At 67.1% G+C, this 16,814-nt stretch carries 18 protein-coding genes; 6 read left to right on the top strand and 12 right to left on the bottom strand.

Annotated features, from left to right (window positions below; genetic code table 11):
* Window positions 1–152 precede the first annotated feature (152 nt).
* Together ftsZ and lpxC are read left to right on the top strand one after the other, a co-directional pair.
* Window positions 153–1,412 (top strand): cell division protein FtsZ, encoded by a 1,260-nt coding sequence (gene ftsZ, locus CSC64_RS09045; protein WP_162434992.1) that lies wholly within the window; start codon window positions 153–155, stop codon window positions 1,410–1,412.
* Between the two features lie 264 nt (window positions 1,413–1,676).
* Window positions 1,677–2,588, top strand: coding sequence for a UDP-3-O-acyl-N-acetylglucosamine deacetylase (lpxC, locus tag CSC64_RS09050; RefSeq protein ID WP_162434993.1), 912 nt, complete (start codon window positions 1,677–1,679; stop codon window positions 2,586–2,588).
* 276 nt (window positions 2,589–2,864) lie between these two features.
* Here the strand turns inward: lpxC and CSC64_RS09055 are convergent, their stop codons facing one another.
* Window positions 2,865–3,347 carry a DciA family protein gene (locus CSC64_RS09055; protein WP_162434994.1) on the bottom strand — a complete coding sequence of 161 codons (483 nt, stop codon included), beginning with the start codon at window positions 3,345–3,347 and terminating at the stop codon, window positions 2,865–2,867.
* A 10-nt stretch (window positions 3,348–3,357) separates the two neighbouring features.
* Here CSC64_RS09055 and CSC64_RS09060 point away from each other — a divergent pair, with 10 nt between their 5' ends.
* The 4 genes from CSC64_RS09060 (at window position 3,358) to CSC64_RS09075 (ending at window position 9,870) form a co-directional block, all read left to right on the top strand.
* Window positions 3,358–4,299 carry a M23 family metallopeptidase gene (locus tag CSC64_RS09060; RefSeq protein ID WP_162434995.1) on the top strand — a complete coding sequence of 314 codons (942 nt, stop codon included), beginning with the start codon at window positions 3,358–3,360 and terminating at the stop codon, window positions 4,297–4,299.
* A 257-nt stretch (window positions 4,300–4,556) separates the two neighbouring features.
* Entirely contained in the window at window positions 4,557–7,307 is a 2,751-nt protein-coding gene (gene secA / locus CSC64_RS09065) for a preprotein translocase subunit SecA (RefSeq protein WP_162434996.1), read from the top strand.
* 332 nt (window positions 7,308–7,639) lie between these two features.
* The gene (locus tag CSC64_RS09070; RefSeq protein ID WP_162434997.1) at window positions 7,640–8,590 is read left to right on the top strand and encodes a Nudix family hydrolase; all 951 of its coding nucleotides are present in this window, start codon (window positions 7,640–7,642) and stop codon (window positions 8,588–8,590) included.
* A 230-nt stretch (window positions 8,591–8,820) separates the two neighbouring features.
* Entirely contained in the window at window positions 8,821–9,870 is a 1,050-nt protein-coding gene (locus tag CSC64_RS09075) for a GSU2403 family nucleotidyltransferase fold protein (protein ID WP_162434998.1), read from the top strand.
* Between the two features lie 17 nt (window positions 9,871–9,887).
* Here CSC64_RS09075 and coaE read toward each other — a convergent pair whose 3' ends face one another.
* The 11 genes from coaE to CSC64_RS09130 all read right to left on the bottom strand — a co-directional run bounded on the left by coaE (window position 9,888) and on the right by CSC64_RS09130 (window position 16,717).
* Window positions 9,888–10,523 (bottom strand): dephospho-CoA kinase, encoded by a 636-nt coding sequence (coaE, locus tag CSC64_RS09080; protein WP_162434999.1) that lies wholly within the window; start codon window positions 10,521–10,523, stop codon window positions 9,888–9,890.
* Window positions 10,520–10,813, bottom strand: coding sequence for a HigA family addiction module antitoxin (locus tag CSC64_RS09085; protein ID WP_162435013.1), 294 nt, complete (start codon window positions 10,811–10,813; stop codon window positions 10,520–10,522). The genes coaE and CSC64_RS09085 overlap by 4 nt, the downstream gene beginning before the upstream one ends.
* 291 nt (window positions 10,814–11,104) lie before the next feature.
* Window positions 11,105–11,401: a HigA family addiction module antitoxin gene (locus CSC64_RS09090; protein ID WP_162435000.1), complete on the bottom strand. Its 297-nt coding sequence runs from the start codon at window positions 11,399–11,401 to the stop codon at window positions 11,105–11,107.
* Window positions 11,402–11,413: 12 nt separating this feature from the next.
* Entirely contained in the window at window positions 11,414–11,695 is a 282-nt protein-coding gene (locus CSC64_RS09095) for a type II toxin-antitoxin system RelE/ParE family toxin (protein WP_162435001.1), read from the bottom strand.
* Between the two features lie 200 nt (window positions 11,696–11,895).
* Entirely contained in the window at window positions 11,896–12,759 is an 864-nt protein-coding gene (locus CSC64_RS09100; protein ID WP_162435002.1) for a prepilin peptidase, read from the bottom strand.
* A 395-nt stretch (window positions 12,760–13,154) separates the two neighbouring features.
* Window positions 13,155–13,403 (bottom strand): BrnA antitoxin family protein, encoded by a 249-nt coding sequence (locus CSC64_RS09105; RefSeq protein WP_162435003.1) that lies wholly within the window; start codon window positions 13,401–13,403, stop codon window positions 13,155–13,157.
* Between the two features lie 5 nt (window positions 13,404–13,408).
* The gene (locus CSC64_RS09110; RefSeq protein WP_162435004.1) at window positions 13,409–13,687 is read right to left on the bottom strand and encodes a BrnT family toxin; all 279 of its coding nucleotides are present in this window, start codon (window positions 13,685–13,687) and stop codon (window positions 13,409–13,411) included.
* A 374-nt stretch (window positions 13,688–14,061) separates the two neighbouring features.
* Window positions 14,062–14,361, bottom strand: coding sequence for a type II toxin-antitoxin system RelE/ParE family toxin (locus CSC64_RS09115; protein WP_162435005.1), 300 nt, complete (start codon window positions 14,359–14,361; stop codon window positions 14,062–14,064).
* A complete protein-coding gene (locus CSC64_RS09120) occupies window positions 14,358–14,588 on the bottom strand; it encodes an addiction module protein (protein ID WP_162435006.1) in 231 nt (76 codons plus the stop codon). The genes CSC64_RS09115 and CSC64_RS09120 overlap by 4 nt, the downstream gene beginning before the upstream one ends.
* 301 nt (window positions 14,589–14,889) lie before the next feature.
* Window positions 14,890–15,111, bottom strand: a complete 222-nt coding sequence (locus CSC64_RS09125) for a hypothetical protein (RefSeq protein WP_238389903.1) — start codon at window positions 15,109–15,111, stop codon at window positions 14,890–14,892.
* A 346-nt stretch (window positions 15,112–15,457) separates the two neighbouring features.
* Window positions 15,458–16,717 (bottom strand): type II secretion system F family protein, encoded by a 1,260-nt coding sequence (locus CSC64_RS09130; RefSeq protein WP_162435008.1) that lies wholly within the window; start codon window positions 16,715–16,717, stop codon window positions 15,458–15,460.
* Window positions 16,718–16,814 lie beyond the last annotated feature (97 nt).

Raw genomic sequence — 16,814 nt, forward strand, 5'->3', positions numbered from 1 at the left:
TGTAGGAGCGGGCATGACCGCGACAGGCGAAGCGAAGACGTGACAGATGGCGGCACCCGGCAACACCCCGAAGCACGAAAGGCGACAAGGCAGTACCCGACAAGAACGCCGGAACACAGAAAGCCGGCACTTATAAACAGAGGACAACGGACATGGCACATTTCGAACTGATCGAGAAGATGGCTCCGAACGCGGTGATCAAGGTCATCGGCGTGGGCGGCGGCGGCGGCAATGCCGTGGCGCACATGGTCAACAGCAGCGTCGACGGCGTTGAGTTCATCACCGCCAACACCGACTCCCAGGCGATCAAGAACTGCGGCGCGAAGATGCAGCTGCAGCTCGGCGGCAACGTCACCAAGGGCCTGGGCGCCGGCGCCAACCCTGAAGTCGGCCGCCAGGCCGCGCTGGAAGACCGCGAGCAGATCATCGCCGCGCTGGACGGCGCCGACATGGTGTTCATCACCGCCGGCATGGGCGGCGGCACCGGCACCGGCGCCGCGCCGGTCGTCGCGCAGCTGGCCAAGGAGATGGGCATCCTGACCGTGGCCGTGGTCACCAAGCCGTTCCCGTTCGAGGGCCGCCGCCGCATGCAGGTCGCGCTCAAGGGCATCGAGGAACTGTCGGCGCACTGCGACTCGCTGATCACCATCCCCAACGAGAAGCTGATCACCGTGCTCGGCCGCAACGCCACCATGGTGCAGGCGTTCCGCGCCGCCAACGACGTGCTGCAGGGCGCGGTGCAGGGCATCGCCGACCTGATCGTGCGCCCGGGCCTGATCAACGTCGACTTCGCCGACGTGCGCACGGTGATGAGCGAGATGGGCCTGGCGATGATGGGCACCGGCACCGCGCGCGGCGACGACCGTGCCCAGGCCGCGGCCGAGTCGGCGATCCAGAACCCGCTGCTGGACGACGTCAACCTGGCCGGCGCCAACGGCATCCTGGTCAACATCACCGCCGGCCCGGACTTCACCATGGCCGAGTTCGACGAGATCGGCCGCACCGTCGAGGGCTTCGCCTCCGAGGACGCGACCGTGGTGGGGGGCACCGTGCTCGACCCGGACATGCAGGACGAAGTGCGCGTGACCGGGGTCGCCACCGGCCTCAACCGCGCCGCCGTGCGCCAGCCGGTGCGCGGCAGCGACCGCGAGTTCGGCGCCCGTGCCGACTTCGGCCAGCGCCAGGATGCGGTGCGTCCGCAGATGCGGGTGATCCGCGACGGCACCACCGGCCTGCCGATCGACGACAGCTTCGGCACCGATCCGGTGGCCAGCGCGGTCGGTGCCCTGGGCCTGCGTCGCGGTGCCGCCAGCGCCGGTGCGTCCGCTCCCGCGGCCTCGGCTCCGGCGGCGGCCGACCTGCCGAACGATTACCTGGACATCCCGGCGTTCCTGCGCCGCCAGGCGGACTGAACACGCCGCCGGCCACGGCCGGCAGCGTGGAAACACAGCCGTCGCCGGTATCCCGCGCGACGGCCCGCAACACCCGGGGCGCGCCCGCCATGGCGCGCTGCAGTCCCGGCGTCCGTGGTTCCTTTGCTGCCGGGCCGCAAGGCCCGGCAGGTTTTCACGCCAGGGTCCGCGCACTCCGCTCCGTTAAGATTCAGCTAAACGCGTGATATTCTCAGCGCCTTCACGCGACCCCGATACGGAAGTTTTCCGTCGCACGGTGACCCCATGACCCGGCAGCGCACCATCAAGAACACGATCCGCGCCACCGGCGTCGGCCTGCACAGCGGCAACAAGGTCTACATGACCCTGCGCCCGGCGCCGGCCGACCATGGCATCGTGTTCCGCCGCACCGACCTGGACCCGGTGGTCGAAGTCCCCGCCGCCGCCGACCTGGTCACCGAGACCACGCTGTGCACCGGCCTGACCTGCGGCGAAGCCAGGATCCAGACCGTCGAGCACCTGATGTCGGCCGCCGCCGGCCTGGGCGTGGACAACATGATCGTCGAACTGTCCTCGGCCGAGCTGCCGATCATGGACGGCTCGTCCGGCCCGTTCGTGTTCCTGCTGCAGTCCGCCGGCATCTCCGAGCAGGACGCGCCCAAGCACTTCATCCGCATCCTCAAGGACGTGGAAGTGCGCGACGGCGACAAGATCGCCCGCTTCACCCCGTTCGACGGTTTCCGGCTGGATTTCACCATCCAGTTCGACCACCCGATGATCCCGGCCAAGCAGTCGCGGCACCGGCTGGAGTTCTCCACCGCCGCCTACATCCAGGAAATCTCGCGCGCCCGCACCTTCGGCTTCATGCGCGACCTGGAGTACATGCGCGAGCTCAACCTCGGCCTGGGCGGCTCGATGGACAACGCCATCGTGCTCGACGAGTTCCGGGTGCTGAACGAGGACGGCCTGCGCTACGCCGACGAGTTCGTGCGGCACAAGATCCTCGACGCGATCGGCGACCTGTACCTGGTCGGCGCGCCGATCCTGGGTGCGTACGAGGGCTACAAGTCCGGGCATGCGCTCAACAACAAGCTCGCCCGCGCGCTGATGGCCGACGCCACGGCGTGGGAAAAGGTGAGCTTCGACGACGTCGCGGCCGAAGCGCCGCTGGCCTACGGCACGCCTGCGCTGGCGTGAGGCGAGGCCGGCGCGTTGAACGCGGCGTCTTCCGCGCAGTGAAAAGGGGACGGAGGGAATTAAGCGCAAGCGCTTAATTCCCTCCGTCCCCTTTTTGCTCCAAACCTGAACAGCCTGTTCAGTCTGGAAGGTCCGATCCGCCCTCACGGACTTTCACGAACCGTGAACCCCATCCGGCTGCCGCCGCCAGCGTAACGATTTTTTAACTAATCGCTAACGACGTGAGCGGAATGTGACGATAGGATGCCCGCCAGGTTGGCCGCTGGCGTCGAGACACTACGTTGAGCGGCCGCTTGAAGACCCCGGGGCAGGAGCCCCGGGATCCGAGGAATCCAAGGGAGCGGATTCCTGCAGGGATGCCAGTGCGTCGCTCACGGCTTGCCGGGCGGTCGCTGAAACCAGGGGGGGCGCTGTTTTCGCCGGAAGCGGCGGCTGCAGCGGGCCGGTAGTCGTTTTGACGATGACTGCGGTGGGGTTCAGCCCGACGGAGCGGGCCGCATCGAGGAGCTGGGTTTCGGACAGGCGCAGGCGCGCCCGCCAGACCGGCGAATCGGTGACAAAAACGAGTTGTCCGCCGGATACGTTGGCCAGCCTGCAATGGCCGGCCATCCCGGGGGGCAGCAGGGGACGCAACTGCTGGTCCAGCGCATCGAGCCAGAGTGCTCGGCGCAAGGTGGCGCCAGTTCCATCCGCCAAAGCGGCCTCGGCCGCGGAACGCGGGACGGCCGCCGTGCGGGCGTTGGGCTTCGAATCAGGCATACCCGAAAGCATGAGCTATAAATTCATCGTAAGAAACCCGCGTGACAGCCAGGCCAGTGGGTTGGCCGACCGGTTGCGCGGACTGGCCTCGCGGCGCCCCGCGGTCGCCTGCGCGGCCCTGGTGGCCACCGGCGCCGTCCTCGGCCTCGGCGCCAGCGCCAGCATCGGCCTGGCCAGCGCCTCGCACACAGAGTCGAAGCTGGCCGAACAGGCGCAGGAACTGGAGCAGGTCAAGCGCCAGTCGCAGCAGGAAATCAATGCGCTGGCCGCGCGCCTGGGCGAACTGCAGGCCCAGGCCAACCGCCTCAACGCCCTCGGCGAACGGCTCACCGAAGCCGGCCAGCTTGAGGACGGCGAATTCAACTTCCACGACACCCCCGGCCAGGGTGGTGGCGACGCCGCCCGCGACATGCCGCTGGACGAGCTCACCACCGGTCTGGACGACGTCTCCCGCCAGTTCGAAGCCTCCGGCCGCCAGCTGTCGGTGATGGAGTCGCTGCTGTTCGATCGCGAGCTGGAAAACAACGCGCTGCCGGTGCGTTCGCCGGTGCGGCGCAGCTACATCACTTCGGGCTTCGGCTACCGCGCCGACCCGTTCGGCCGCGGCCGCGCCATGCACAAGGGCATCGACTTCGACGCCAACGTCGGCGACGCGGTCATGTCGGTGGCCGACGGCGTGGTCAGCTATGCCGGTTCGCGCAGCGGCTACGGCACCACCGTCGAGGTCGACCACGGCAACGGCTACGTGACCCGCTACGCGCACAACTCGCGCCTGAGCGTGAAGGTCGGCGACCTGGTCCGCGCCGGCGAGCAGGTGGCCAAGGCCGGCTCCACCGGCCGCTCCACCGGCGCCCACGTGCACTTCGAGGTGTGGGAGAACGGCAAGGTGGTGAACCCGCGCAAGTTCCTGGCCGACGGGCGTGCGCCGGTGGCGAAGCGCAGCCGCGGCTGATTGCGCGAAGGTGTAGCGAGAAGAGCCCGTCCCGGCAAGGGGCGGGCTTTTTCGTTGGTGAGGGGGAATAAAAGGGGGAATAAAAGGGGGACGGAGGCAATTAAGCGCATGCGCTTAATTGCCTCCGTCCCCCTTTTATTCCCCGCCCGGCGACCCAAGCTACAATGTCATGTTGCCCGGCCGGGTCCCTGTGCCCCGGTCGCCGCGCCGCCCTGCGGCCCGGCCCGCGGGGCGTTCATTCCCAACCGGCCTCATCGATGATCAACAAACTGCTTACCCGTGTCTTCGGCAGCCGCAACGACCGGCTCCTGCGCCAGCTGGACCGCCTCGTCACGAAGATCAACGCGCTCGAAGAGGAGATGAAGCAGCTCTCCGACGACGCGCTGAAGGCCAAGACCCCGGAATTCCAGCAGCGCATCGCCGGTGGTGAAGCCCTCGACAAGGTCCTGCCCGAAGCCTTCGCGGTGTGCCGCGAGGCCAGCCGCCGGGTGATGGGCATGCGCCACTACGACGTGCAGCTGATCGGTGGCATGGTCCTGCACCTGGGCAAGATCGCCGAGATGCGCACCGGCGAAGGCAAGACCCTGGTCGCGACCCTGCCGGTGTACCTCAACGCGCTGCAGGGCAAGGGCGTGCACGTGGTCACCGTCAACGACTACCTGGCGCGCCGCGACGCTGCCTGGATGGGCAAGCTCTACAACTGGCTGGGCCTGAGCGTGGGCGTCGTCTACCCGGGCATGCCGCACGGCGACAAGAAGGAAGCCTACAACGCCGACATCACCTACGGCACCAACAACGAATTCGGCTTCGACTACCTGCGCGACAACATGGCGCTGAGCAAGGCCGACCGCTTCCAGCGCGGCCTGCATTACGCCATCGTCGACGAAGTGGACTCGATCCTGATCGACGAGGCGCGCACCCCGCTGATCATCTCCGGCCCGGCCGACGAATCGCCGGAACTGTACGTGCGGGTCAACCGCATCGTGCCGCAGCTGCACCGCCAGGAAACCGAGGAAGGCGAGGGCGACTTCTGGGTCGACGAGAAGGGCAAGCAGGTGCACCTGTCCGAAGCGGGCATGGAGCACGCCGAGGCGCTGCTGCGCCGCGCCGGTATCCTGGCCGAGGACGAGGCCCTGTACGGCGCCAACAACCTGGCCGTGGTCCACCACCTCAATGCGGCGATGCGCGCGCACGCGCTGTTCCAGCGCGACGTGGACTACATCGTGCGCGACGGCGAGGTGGTGATCGTCGACGAATTCACCGGCCGCACCCTGGCCGGGCGCCGCTGGTCCGACGGCCTGCACCAGGCGGTGGAAGCGAAGGAAGGCGTGCCGGTCCAGCGCGAGAACCAGACCCTGGCCAGCGTCACCTTCCAGAACCTGTTCCGCATGTACGGCAAGCTCTCGGGCATGACCGGCACCGCCGACACCGAGGCCTACGAGTTCCAGAGCATCTACGGCCTGGAAGTGGTGGTGATCCCGACCCACAAGCCGGTGCAGCGCAACGACCATCCCGACCAGGTGTTCCTCAACCGCGAGGGCAAGTTCCGCGCGGTGCTGGCCGACATCGAGGACTGCTTCAAGCGCGGCCAGCCGGTGCTGGTGGGCACCACCTCGATCGAGACCTCGGAGATGCTCTCCGAGTACCGGGCCAAGGCCGGCGTCGCCCACGAGGTGCTCAACGCCAAGCAGCACGAGCGCGAAGCGCAGATCGTCGCCAACGCCGGCCGCCCCGGCGCGGTGACCATCGCCACCAACATGGCCGGCCGCGGCACCGACATCGTGCTCGGCGGCTCGCTCGAGGCCGAGCTGCACGAGATGGGCGACGAGGCCAGCGCCCTGGACAAGGCCAAGGCCAAGCGCGAATGGCAGGTGCGCCACGACGCGGTCAAGGCCGCCGGCGGCCTGCACATCGTCGGCACCGAGCGCCACGAGTCGCGCCGCATCGACAACCAGCTGCGCGGCCGCTCCGGTCGCCAGGGCGACCCGGGTTCGAGCCGGTTCTACCTGTCGCTGGAAGACAACCTGATGCGCATCTTCGCCTCCGACTGGGTGCAGAAGGCGATGCGGATGATGGGCATGAAGGAAGACGACGTCATCGAGGACAAGCTGGTCAGCCGCCAGATCGAGAAGGCGCAGCGCAAGGTCGAGGCGCACAACTTCGACATCCGCAAGAACCTGCTCGACTTCGACGACGTCAACAACGACCAGCGCAAGGTGATCTACGCCCAGCGCGACGAGCTGCTCGACGCCGAGTCGGTGAAGGACAACATCGACGGCATCCGCGGCGACGTGATCGGCGAGATGGTCGCGCGCTTCGTGCCGGCCGAGTCGGTGGACGAGCAGTGGGACCTGCCGGGCCTGGAGGCCGCGCTGCAGGGCGAACTGGGCCTGGACCTGGACCTGCAGGGCCTGGCGAAGACCGCCGAGGAGCTGGACGCCGAGGGCATCGAGCAGCACGTGCAGGGCGCGGTGGAGGCGATGTTCGCGTTCAAGGAAGAGCAGCTCGGCGCGGAGACCGCGCGCGCGCTGGAGAAGCACATCATGCTCAACGTGCTCGACCAGGGCTGGAAGGAGCACCTGGCGCGCATGGACTACCTGCGCCAGGGCATCCACCTGCGCGGCTACGCGCAGAAGCAGCCCAAGCAGGAGTACAAGAAGGAAGCGTTCGAGCTGTTCTCGGAGATGCTGGACAACGTCAAGCACCAGGTGGTGGCGCTGCTGGCGCGCGTGCGCATCCGCAGCGAGGAGGAAGTGGCCGCGCTGGAGGCGCAGGAGCGCGCCCAGGCCGAGGCGCAGCTGCGCCAGGCCCAGTTCCAGCACGCCACCGCGCAGGGCTACGACACCGAGGACGAAGTGGCCGCGATCGAGCGCGAGCGCCACGCCGCGGTGATGGGTACCGCTGCCGCCGGCACCGTGGTCCGCGACGCGCCCAAGGTCGGCCGCAACGACCCGTGCCCCTGCGGCAGCGGCAAGAAGTACAAGCACTGTCACGGGCAAATCAGCTAGCTGATTTGCCCGTGGCGCAGGCCGCGTTGCGGCCTGCGCACCCGAGGTCCGCTGTGCGGACCTCGGGCACACGGTCCTTACTTCCGATCCCCTGCGCCTGCCGGCGCGCCCCCCTTACCAAGGGGGGCTTGAGCTGGGGGAGGGGGCGTTGAACGTCACTTCGGCCGGCCTCCGCTTCTTGTAGGAGCCCGCATGAGGGCGACCCGACGCCGCCCTGGCGGCACGGTGTTCAACGCGGCCGCTCCGGAACCCCCGCGTCGACCGCGGCAATTCCCCGACGCCGGGTCGCCCTCATGCGGGCTCCTACAAAAAAACCCGGTTAAGCTCGGGGGATGGATTCCCCTCTGCGCTCCATCCACGTCGTCGCCGGCGTCATCACCGACCCGCGCGGCCGCGTGCTGCTGGCCCGGCGCGGCGAGGACAGTGACCTGGCCGGCCTGTGGGAGTTCCCCGGCGGCAAGCGCGAGCCGGGCGAGACTTCCGAAGAGGCCCTCATCCGCGAACTGCAGGAAGAACTGGGCATCGACGTCGAAGTAGGCGAGGCCCTGATCGAAGTCCCGCAGGAATACCCCGGCAAGCGCCTGCGCCTGGAAGTGCGCGCCATCCCGAGCTGGACCGGCACCCCGCGCGGACGCGAAGGCCAGGCCCTGACCTGGGTCGCCCCCGACCGCCTGGCCCGCTATTCCATGCCCTCGGCCGACGTGCCCGTGGTCGGCGCCCTGCGCCAGCCCGACCGCTACCTGGTCACCCCCGAACCCGGCAGCGACCCGGCCACCTGGCGCCGTTCGCTGCAGCGCGCACTGGAGGCCGGCATCGGCCGCGTGCAACTGCGCGCGCGCGGCCTGCCCGCCGATGCCGCCGCCGCCCTGGCCCGCGTGGTCGCCGACGACTGCCGCCAGGCCGGCGCCGGGCTGCTGCTCAACCGCGACATCGCCCTGGCCGCCGAACTGGGCACCGGCGTGCAACTGGGCAGCGAACAGCTCGCCGGCCTGCGCGGGCGCCCGCTGCCGGCCGGCCAGCCGGTGGGCGCCTCGTGCCACGACCTGGACGAGCTGCGCCAGGCCCAGGCCCTGGGCTGCGACTTCGCCGTGCTCGGCCCGGTGCATGAAACCGCCACGCACCCGGGTGCGGCGACGCTGGGCTGGGACGGGTTCGTCGCGTTGCGCGAGCAGGTGGCCCTGCCGATCTACGCCATCGGCGGCTTGGCCCCGGCCGACCTGCCCACCGCCCGCCGCCACGGCGCCCAGGGCATCGCCGCCATCCGCAGCCTCTGGCCGTCGTAAAAACGTAGAAAGGGGACGGAGGCAATTAATCCCGATTAATTGCCTCCGTCCCCTTTCTATGGGATGCGCTGCGTTCAACACCGCGTAACCTGGCGGTGTCGGGTCGCCCTCATGCGGGCTCCTACAAGAGCGGAGTCGGGCAATCGGTTATACAACGCTGGCCGTGGAGTTGTATAACTTCCTATGTTATACAACGGACAGCCGCCCCGTTGTATAACTCGGAGGAACACATGCCAGCCCTCTATCGGGAGCTGCCTGCAGGGGCCCAGGCAGCCTACAGCGAGGCATACGAAGCAGCCAGGCATGCCGACCTGCACCGCAGTGTGGCTTCGCTCAACGGCTCCTTCCAGTCCAAGACCATCAAGGGCAAGCGGTACTGGTACTTCGCGTACCGCGACGCGCTGGACCGCAAGGTCCGGCAGATATACGTGGGCCCGGATTCCGCGCAGCTGGAACTGCTGAAGGCCCGGGCGGCCGAGCCGCCTGGAACCGGCATCCCCCGCATGGCCGCCGCGGCACTGGCGCACGGGTGCGCGAGCATCACGCCAAAGCATTTCCGCATCATCCGGCAGATCGGCGATGCCGGCTTCTTCCGCGCGGGTGGCCTGCTTGTCGGCAGCCATGCCTTCGTCGCGCTCGGAAACCTGCTGGGCGTGCACTGGATACAGCCCACGCATACCCTGGATATCGACTTCGCCCACGCCGGTCGCGGCAATATCGCGGTCGCCCTTCCGGCGGACGTGGATGTGGACCCGCGCACCGCGATCGAGAGCCTGGAAATGGGCTTCCTTCCCTCCCTGGGCCTGGGAGGTGCACCCTCGGGTACGTATGTCAGCCCCGTCGAGCCGGACCTTCGCCTGGACTTCCTCACTCCGTTGCGCCGCAATGACGCGGTAGTCGAAGCGCCCAACCTGAAGGTCTCGTTGCAACCGCTCAGGTTCCTCGACTTCCTGCTGGAACAGCCCGCGCATGCGGCACTGTTGTCCGGCCAGGGGGCTGTCGTGGTGAACGTGCCGGATCCGGCCAGGTTCGCCGTCCACAAGATGATCGTCGCTGGCGAGCGACCGGTCAGCGAGCGGCCCAAGGCCAACAAGGACCTGGCCCAGGCGGCGGCCCTGGTCGAGTGCATGCTGGACCAGGGCTATGCCGACCGGCTGCAGGAGGCGACCGATGAGGTCCAGGCCCGGGGGCCGGGGTGGCGTAGCCGGTTCGGCAAGGCGATGGAGCGTCTAGCCGCCCGGCAGCCGATGATTGCCGAGCGGTGGCCGGCCTCCAGCTGAAAAGGGGACGGAGGCAATTAATCTCGATTAATTGCCTCCGTCCCCTTTTTAGCCATGGCGCGGAAGCGGGCGTCGAGCTCGGCGACCCGTGCATCCAGGTGCTCGGGGTGCCCGTCGTTCACCACCACCTCGTCGGCGATCGCCAACCGCGCCTCGCGCGTCACCTGGGCATCGATCATCCGCTGCGCCAGCGCCTCGTCCACCCCGTCGCGGCGCATCAGCCGCGCCCGTTGCAGCTCCACCGGCGCGTCCACCACCACGATCCGGTCCAGCCACGGATAACCCGCGCGCCCGCCGGCCTCGGCCAGCAGCGGGATCGCCGCGATCGCATACGGCCCCGGCGCGGCCAGGCACTGTTCGCGCAGCAGCACGCGGATCGCAGGATGGGTGATCGCCTCCAGGTCGCGCCGCGCCTGCATATCGGCGAACACGAGCTCGCGCAGCTGGCGCCGGTCCAGCCGCCCGTCCGCCAGCAGGATCCCGGTGCCGAAACGCGCCGCGATCGCCGCCAGCGCCGGTTGCCCGGGCTCGACCACCGCGCGCGCGGCCACGTCCGCATCGGCCACGATCACGCCCAGCGCCTCGAAACGCCGGGTGACCTCGCTCTTGCCCGAGGCCACCCCGCCGGTGAGGCCGATGATGAGGTTGCTCATGCTGCCCGTATCGGCCGGATCTTCTCCAGCTCGTCGCCAAGCGCATCGCGTGCGCATTCCACGTCATAGCGATGCTGGAGATTCATCCAGAACTCGACGGAGGTGCCAAAGAACCGCGCCAGGCGCAAGGCCGAATCGGCGCTCACACCGCGCCGCCCACGCACAATCTCGTTCACGCGCGCCGGCGTAACGCCGATGGCACGAGCCAGTGCGTTGCTGGAAAGCCCAAGCGGGCGCATGAATTCCTCGCTCAGGATCTCACCGGGATGGAGGGGGGGCAGGGCAGGCATGGGAACCTCAGTGGTGCGCTGGAACAACGCCTGCGTATCCCTGCAGCGAAAGCTCCTGATCGCCATGGCTGGATCGTATATCGGTAAGCGATACAGCGCAAGCGCGAGTAAAAACCTGTCGGGTCCTGGCCTGGCGGAAGCAACGCCTCCCCCTGTAGGAGCCCGCATGAGGGCGACCCGAAAGCGTGGGGGGCGCGGGGTTCAACGCGCCGCCTCCGGAGCGGCCGTGTTCAACGAGGCGGCGATCAGGCGACGTCGGGTCGCCCTCATGCGGGCTCCTACAGGCGCGTTTTATGCCGCTGTTGCCCAGGGGCGGATACGGGCGAGCTCTTCGGCCAACGCGTCCTTCGCCGTCGCCGCGTCGTAATCCAGCTGCAGCCCGGTCCAGAAACCTTCGGACATGCCGAAGAAGCGCGACAGGCGCAGCCCAGTATCCATGGTGACGGCGCGGGTGCCGGCCACGATTTCACCGATCCGGCGCTGCGGTACACCGATTTCCTTGGCAAGCCGGTACTGGCTGATGCCCATCGGCTCCAGGAATTCGTGCATCAGGATCTCGCCCGGATGCGGATAGGGAACCTTGCGCATGTTGGCTTCTCCTCAGTGGTAATCGACGATCTCGACATCCATCGGGCCATTGACCGTCCAGACGAAGCAGATACGCCATTGCCGGTTCACGCGGACGCTGTGCTGGCCGGCGCGGTCGCCCCGCAGGGCTTCCAGGTGATTGTTGGGTGGTATCCGGAGGTCGTCGAGCGCGGCGGCCCGGTTGAGCATCGCCAGCTTGCGCATGGCGACCGTTTCGATGTTCATGAATCGACGCGACCGGCCTCCCTCGTACAGGTACCGGGTGTCCTTGCACTTGAAGGACAGGATTGACATGGACGTATACTAACGCATCGCGTTAGTATCGCGCAACGTCACCATGGGCACCACCCCCTGTAGGAGCCCGCATGAGGGCGACCCGGAAGCGCGGGGGACGCGGGGTTCAACGCGCCGCCTCCGGCGCCGGCCGCGTTCAACGAGGCGGCCACCAGGCGGCGTCGGGTCGCCCTCATGCGGGCTCCTACAAGAAGCCGCCCTCAGCCCAGGCCGGCCAGGCGCAGATAGGCGCCGATTATCTGCTCGCCCCAGAAGAACACGATCCAGCCGGCGATGGCCAGGTAGGGGCCGAAGGGGATGGGCGTGGCGCGGTCGCGGCCCTTCATGGCCAGCCAGATCGAGCCGATCACCGCGCCGACCACCGACGACAGCAGGATCACCGGCAGGATGCCCTTCAGGCCCACCCAGGCGCCGATCGCCGCCAGCAGCTTGAAGTCGCCGTGGCCCATGCCTTCCTTGCCGGTGAGCTGCTTGAACAGCCACCACACGCTCCACAGCGACACGTAGCCGGCCATCGCGCCCAGCAGCGCCGGCTTGGCCGGGATGAACAGGTTGTCGATGCTGGCCACCAGGCCCAGCCACATCAGCGGCAGGGTCAGCGAATCGGGCAGCAGCCGCGTGCGCAGGTCGATCCCCGAGGCGGCGACCAGGAACCAGGTGAACACCATCGCCCCGAAGCCCTGCCAGCCGAAACCGAAGCGCCAGGCGCAGAACACGGTGAGCAGGCCGGTCAGCAGCTCCACCAGCGGATACTGCACCGAGATCTTCTGCCCGCTGTAGCGCGAGCGCCCGCGCAGCGCCAGCCAGCTGAACACCGGGATGTTCTCCCACCACTTCAGCCGGTCGCCGGTGACCGGGTCGTGCGAAGGCTCCACCACCACCCCGGGCGGGGGCGGGTCGTAGAGCTCGGGCAGCTCCAGCACCTCGCGCGCGTCGCGCTTCCACTCCCACTCCAGCCGCCGCGGCAGGCGCAGGATGACCACGTTGAGGAAGCTGCCCACGGCCAGGCCGACGGCGGCGGCGAGGGGGTAGCCCAGCATCGGCTGGGTGTCGAGGAAGGCCATGCGTGCCCGGTGACGAGATGAACCAAGCCGGAAGAGTACGGGTTAAAAGGGGCCAGAGGAAACAAGCGCTTTCAAGCGGATATTTCCTCTGGCCCCTTTCCCGGTGTCTACCTCGCTGCCAACAGCGAGTGCATCGGGCGCATCTGCGACTACACGCGCCCCTTGTAGGAGCCCACTTCAGGGGGCGACCCGACGCCGTCGGAAGGCACCATGTCCAACGCGGCACATCCGGACAGGTCGCGTTGAGCGCGGCTGCGATCCGGCTCCCCCGGGTCGCTCCCTGAAGTGGGCTCCTACAGGGGGCGGTGCGGCGGTCCAGGCCAAAAACAAACCCCGCCGAAGCGGGGTTTGTGGTGGCGGAGCGAAGCGGACCTGGTCGTCCCGGAAGCCCGCATTCAAGCGGATATTTCCTCTGGCCCCTTTTTCTCGGCGGGCCACGCGATCTGCACCTTGCGGTGTTTCATGACGCAATCGCGCAGGTAAAGATTGATCAGGCTTTGATAGGGGACCCCGGCTTCATTGGCCATGCCCTTGAAGTAGTCCACTACGTCTTCCGAGAGGCGCATGGTCACAGGCTTCTTGAGCTTGGATGCGTAAGGGTTGCTGCGGGACTTCATCCTGGAGAGGTCGTATTCGGCTTTCATGTCAATCACCGCCCGTAGTAGGAGCTTTCTGTTTTTGTGGCTTTGCGAGCAGAAATGATCCGGATGGTGCTGCCGCTGCCACGCTCACAGTGGCAGACGAGCAGAAGGTGTGCGCCACTGCTCATGCCAAGCATGAGAAAGCGATCTTCTGAAGATGTATGTGATTCGTCGTAGAACTGGATAGCAAGCTCGTCGTAGAACACGGATTGGGCCTCCTCGAAGGAGACGCCATGCTTCTTGAGGTTCGATGCGGCTTTGGCCGGATCCCAATCGAACTTGATCATATGCACATTGTATGTACGAAAGGGGCTTTTGCAAGATTCACGTCCAATCTCCTTGCTCAGGGGAGCTGGACTCCAGATCGCCGCGCTACCCAGAATCGGAGGGGCGTCCTGTAGGAGCCCACTTCAGGGGGCGACCCGACGCCGTCGGAAGGCACCATGTCCAACGCGGCCCCTCCGGACAGGTCGCGTTGAGCGCAGCTGCGATCCAGCCCCCTCGGGTCGCCCATGAATGGGGCTCCTACAGGGAGCAGTGCGGCGGTCCGGCCAAAAACAAACCCCGCCGAATCGGGGTTTGTGGTGGCGGAGCGGAGCGAACCTGCTCGTCCGGCAGGCCGCAATCAAGCGGATATTTCTCTTTGCCCCTTCCCCGGGCTTCATCGGTCGGTTCGGACCCGCCAGTACCCTGGCTTCCGGTGACAGTGCATGACTGCCAAAACCAGGATGCGATCCGGCTCGTCGGAGTAGAGGACCGCATAGGGAAACACACGGGCCAGCTTGCGGCGCACATCACGTTCCAGGACTGGCCAGGCATGCGGTGATTCGATAATGCCGCTCAGCGAGAACTCGATTGCCGCAATGAACCGTTCGCCCAGGCCTCGCTGCTGTTGCTCGTAGTGGCGGACGCCTGCCTCAAGCTCGGCGGCCGCTTCCGGATGGAATTCGACCGGCTTCACTTGGATTGCGAGCGGACATGGGCCAGCACTTCATGGGCGGGAATGGCCTTGATCTTGCCCGAGCGAAGATCCGCCAGCCGGCGCTGGGCTTCCGCCGCCCAGGCGCTACGAACATCCGGATCGGCCAAGGGATCAAGGCTTTCGACCAGGCGGTCGGCCAAGAGCGCGCGGGCATCGCTCGGTAGCGAGAGAGCGGCCTCGGCAATCTGTTCGATGGAAATGTCCATGCAGTCAGCTTACTCCCGGGTATGGACCGGAACAACGCGCAAAGGGGTTCCTTCTCTCCCGCCACGAGCACCCCCTTGTAGGAGCCCCATTCATGGGCGACCCGACGCCGTTGGAAGGCGCCGTGTCCAACGCGGCCTCTCCGGACAGGTCGCGTTGAGCGCAGCTGCGCGCCAGCCCCCTCGGGTCGCCCATGAATGGAGCTCCTACAGGGAGCGCGGCGGTCCGGCCAAAAACAAACCCCGCCGAAGCGGGGTTTGTGTAAGGGAGCGGAGTGGGCCTGCTCGTCCCGGAAGCCCGCATTCAAGCGGATATTTCCTCTGGCCCCTTTTTGGCCCTGGCTTTCGCTTCGACTTGATTCTGGCGCTCGGTGGCCTTCTTCAAGACGTCGGCATAGACCCGCTTCTTCTCAGCCGCAGACGCCGTCCGGATGAACTCCGAGAACGGGCTGGATTTGGCCGGCTTGGAGGGGAAAAGGCGGGAAAGCATATGAGGCACTTTAAGCCAGGCCCAGCAGGCGCTCAATGAATGGAGCTCCTACAACTCCCGGGTATGGACTGGAACAAAGCCCCAAAAGGGCTCCTTCTCTCCCGCCGCGAGCGCCCCCTTGTAGGAGCCCGCTTCAGGGGGCGACCCGACGCCGTCGGAAGGCACCATGTCCAACGCGGCCCCTCCGGACAGGTCGCGTTGAGCGCAGCTGCGATCCGGCTCCCTCGGGTCGCCCATGAATGGAGCTCCTACAAGGAGCGCGGCGGTCCGGCCAAAAACAAACCCCGCCGGAGCGGGGTTTGTGGTGGCGGGGCGGAGCGAACCTGCTCGTCCCGGAAGCCCGCATCCAAGCGGATATTTCCCCTGGCCCCTTTTCTGGCCCTCAGATCGTCGCGGCCAGCTTGAAGATGGGCAGGTACATGCCGATCACCATGCCGCCGACCAGGATGCCGATCACCACCATGATCATCGGCTCGATCAGGCTGGCCAGCGCGTCGACCGCGTTGTTCACTTCCTGCTCGTAGTACTCGGCCACCTTGAACAGCATGGTGTCCAGCGCGCCGGCTTCCTCGCCGATGGCGGTCATCTGGATGACCATGTGCGGGAACAGGTGGGTCTGCTTCATCGCCATGTTGACCGGGTAGCCCACCGCCACGTCGTCGCGGATGCGGTAGACCGCCTTTTCGTAGACGGTGTTGCCGGTGGCACCGGCCACCGATTCCAGCGCTTCCACCAGCGGCACGCCGGCCTTGAAGGTCACCGCGGTGGTGCGGGCGAAACGGGCGATCGCGCTGTTGTGCATGATCTCGCCGATCACAGGGATCTTCAGCACGACCTTGTCCAGGAAGTGCTGGAAACCGGGTGAACGCTTGTAGAAGAAGATGAAGCCGAAGATGGCGCCCACCACGATGATCAGGATCATCCACCAGTAGCCGACCATGAAATCCGACGCGGCCACGATCATCCTGGTGAAGGCAGGCAGGTCGGCACCGAAGTCGCGGAAAGTGGCCTCGAACTGCGGCACCACGAAGATCAGCAGGATCGCGCTGACCAGGATTGCCACGGCGATAGTCATCGTCGGGTAAAACAGCGCCTTCTTGATCTTGCCCTTCAGCGCCTCGACGTTTTCCTTGTAGCTGGCGATGGTGTCCAGCACCGTTTCCAGCACGCCGGCGCCTTCGCCGGCGCGGACCAGGTTGCGGAACAGTTCGTCGAACTGCACCGGATGCTTGCTGATCGCCTCGTGCATCGAGGAGCCGCCCTCGATGTCGGTGCGGATCTGGTCGATCATGCCCTTCATCCGCGGGTTCTTGTGGCCGCCGCCGATGATCTCCAGCGCCTGCACGATCGGCACGCCGGACTTCATCATCGTGGCCATCTGCCGGCTGAAGAAGGCGATGTCCTTGGGTGCGATGACCTTGCCGGCCGAGCCGAACAGCGGCTTGGGCTTGGGCTTGACCACGGTCGGGGTGATGCCCAGCTTGCGCAGTTCGGCCTTGAGCAGGTTGGCGTTCTTGGCCGGCTGCTCGCCCTTCATTTTCATGCCGCGCTTGTCGGTGCCCTCCCAGACGAAGGGCACCAACTGGCTGGTGGCCCGGTCTACGGGCACGGTTTTCTTCACGGCGCTACGGGTCGCGGACATGCTCAGGTCTCCCCGCCGGCATTCCCCGCACCGGCTTTCCGCCGCATGGTAGCCGCTAAAGCGTCGCCTGACACGCCACCCCATCCCGCTCTCCGCC

This window comes from Pseudoxanthomonas koreensis (assembly GCF_010093225.1).
GTDB classification, from domain to species: domain Bacteria; phylum Pseudomonadota; class Gammaproteobacteria; order Xanthomonadales; family Xanthomonadaceae; genus Pseudoxanthomonas; species Pseudoxanthomonas koreensis.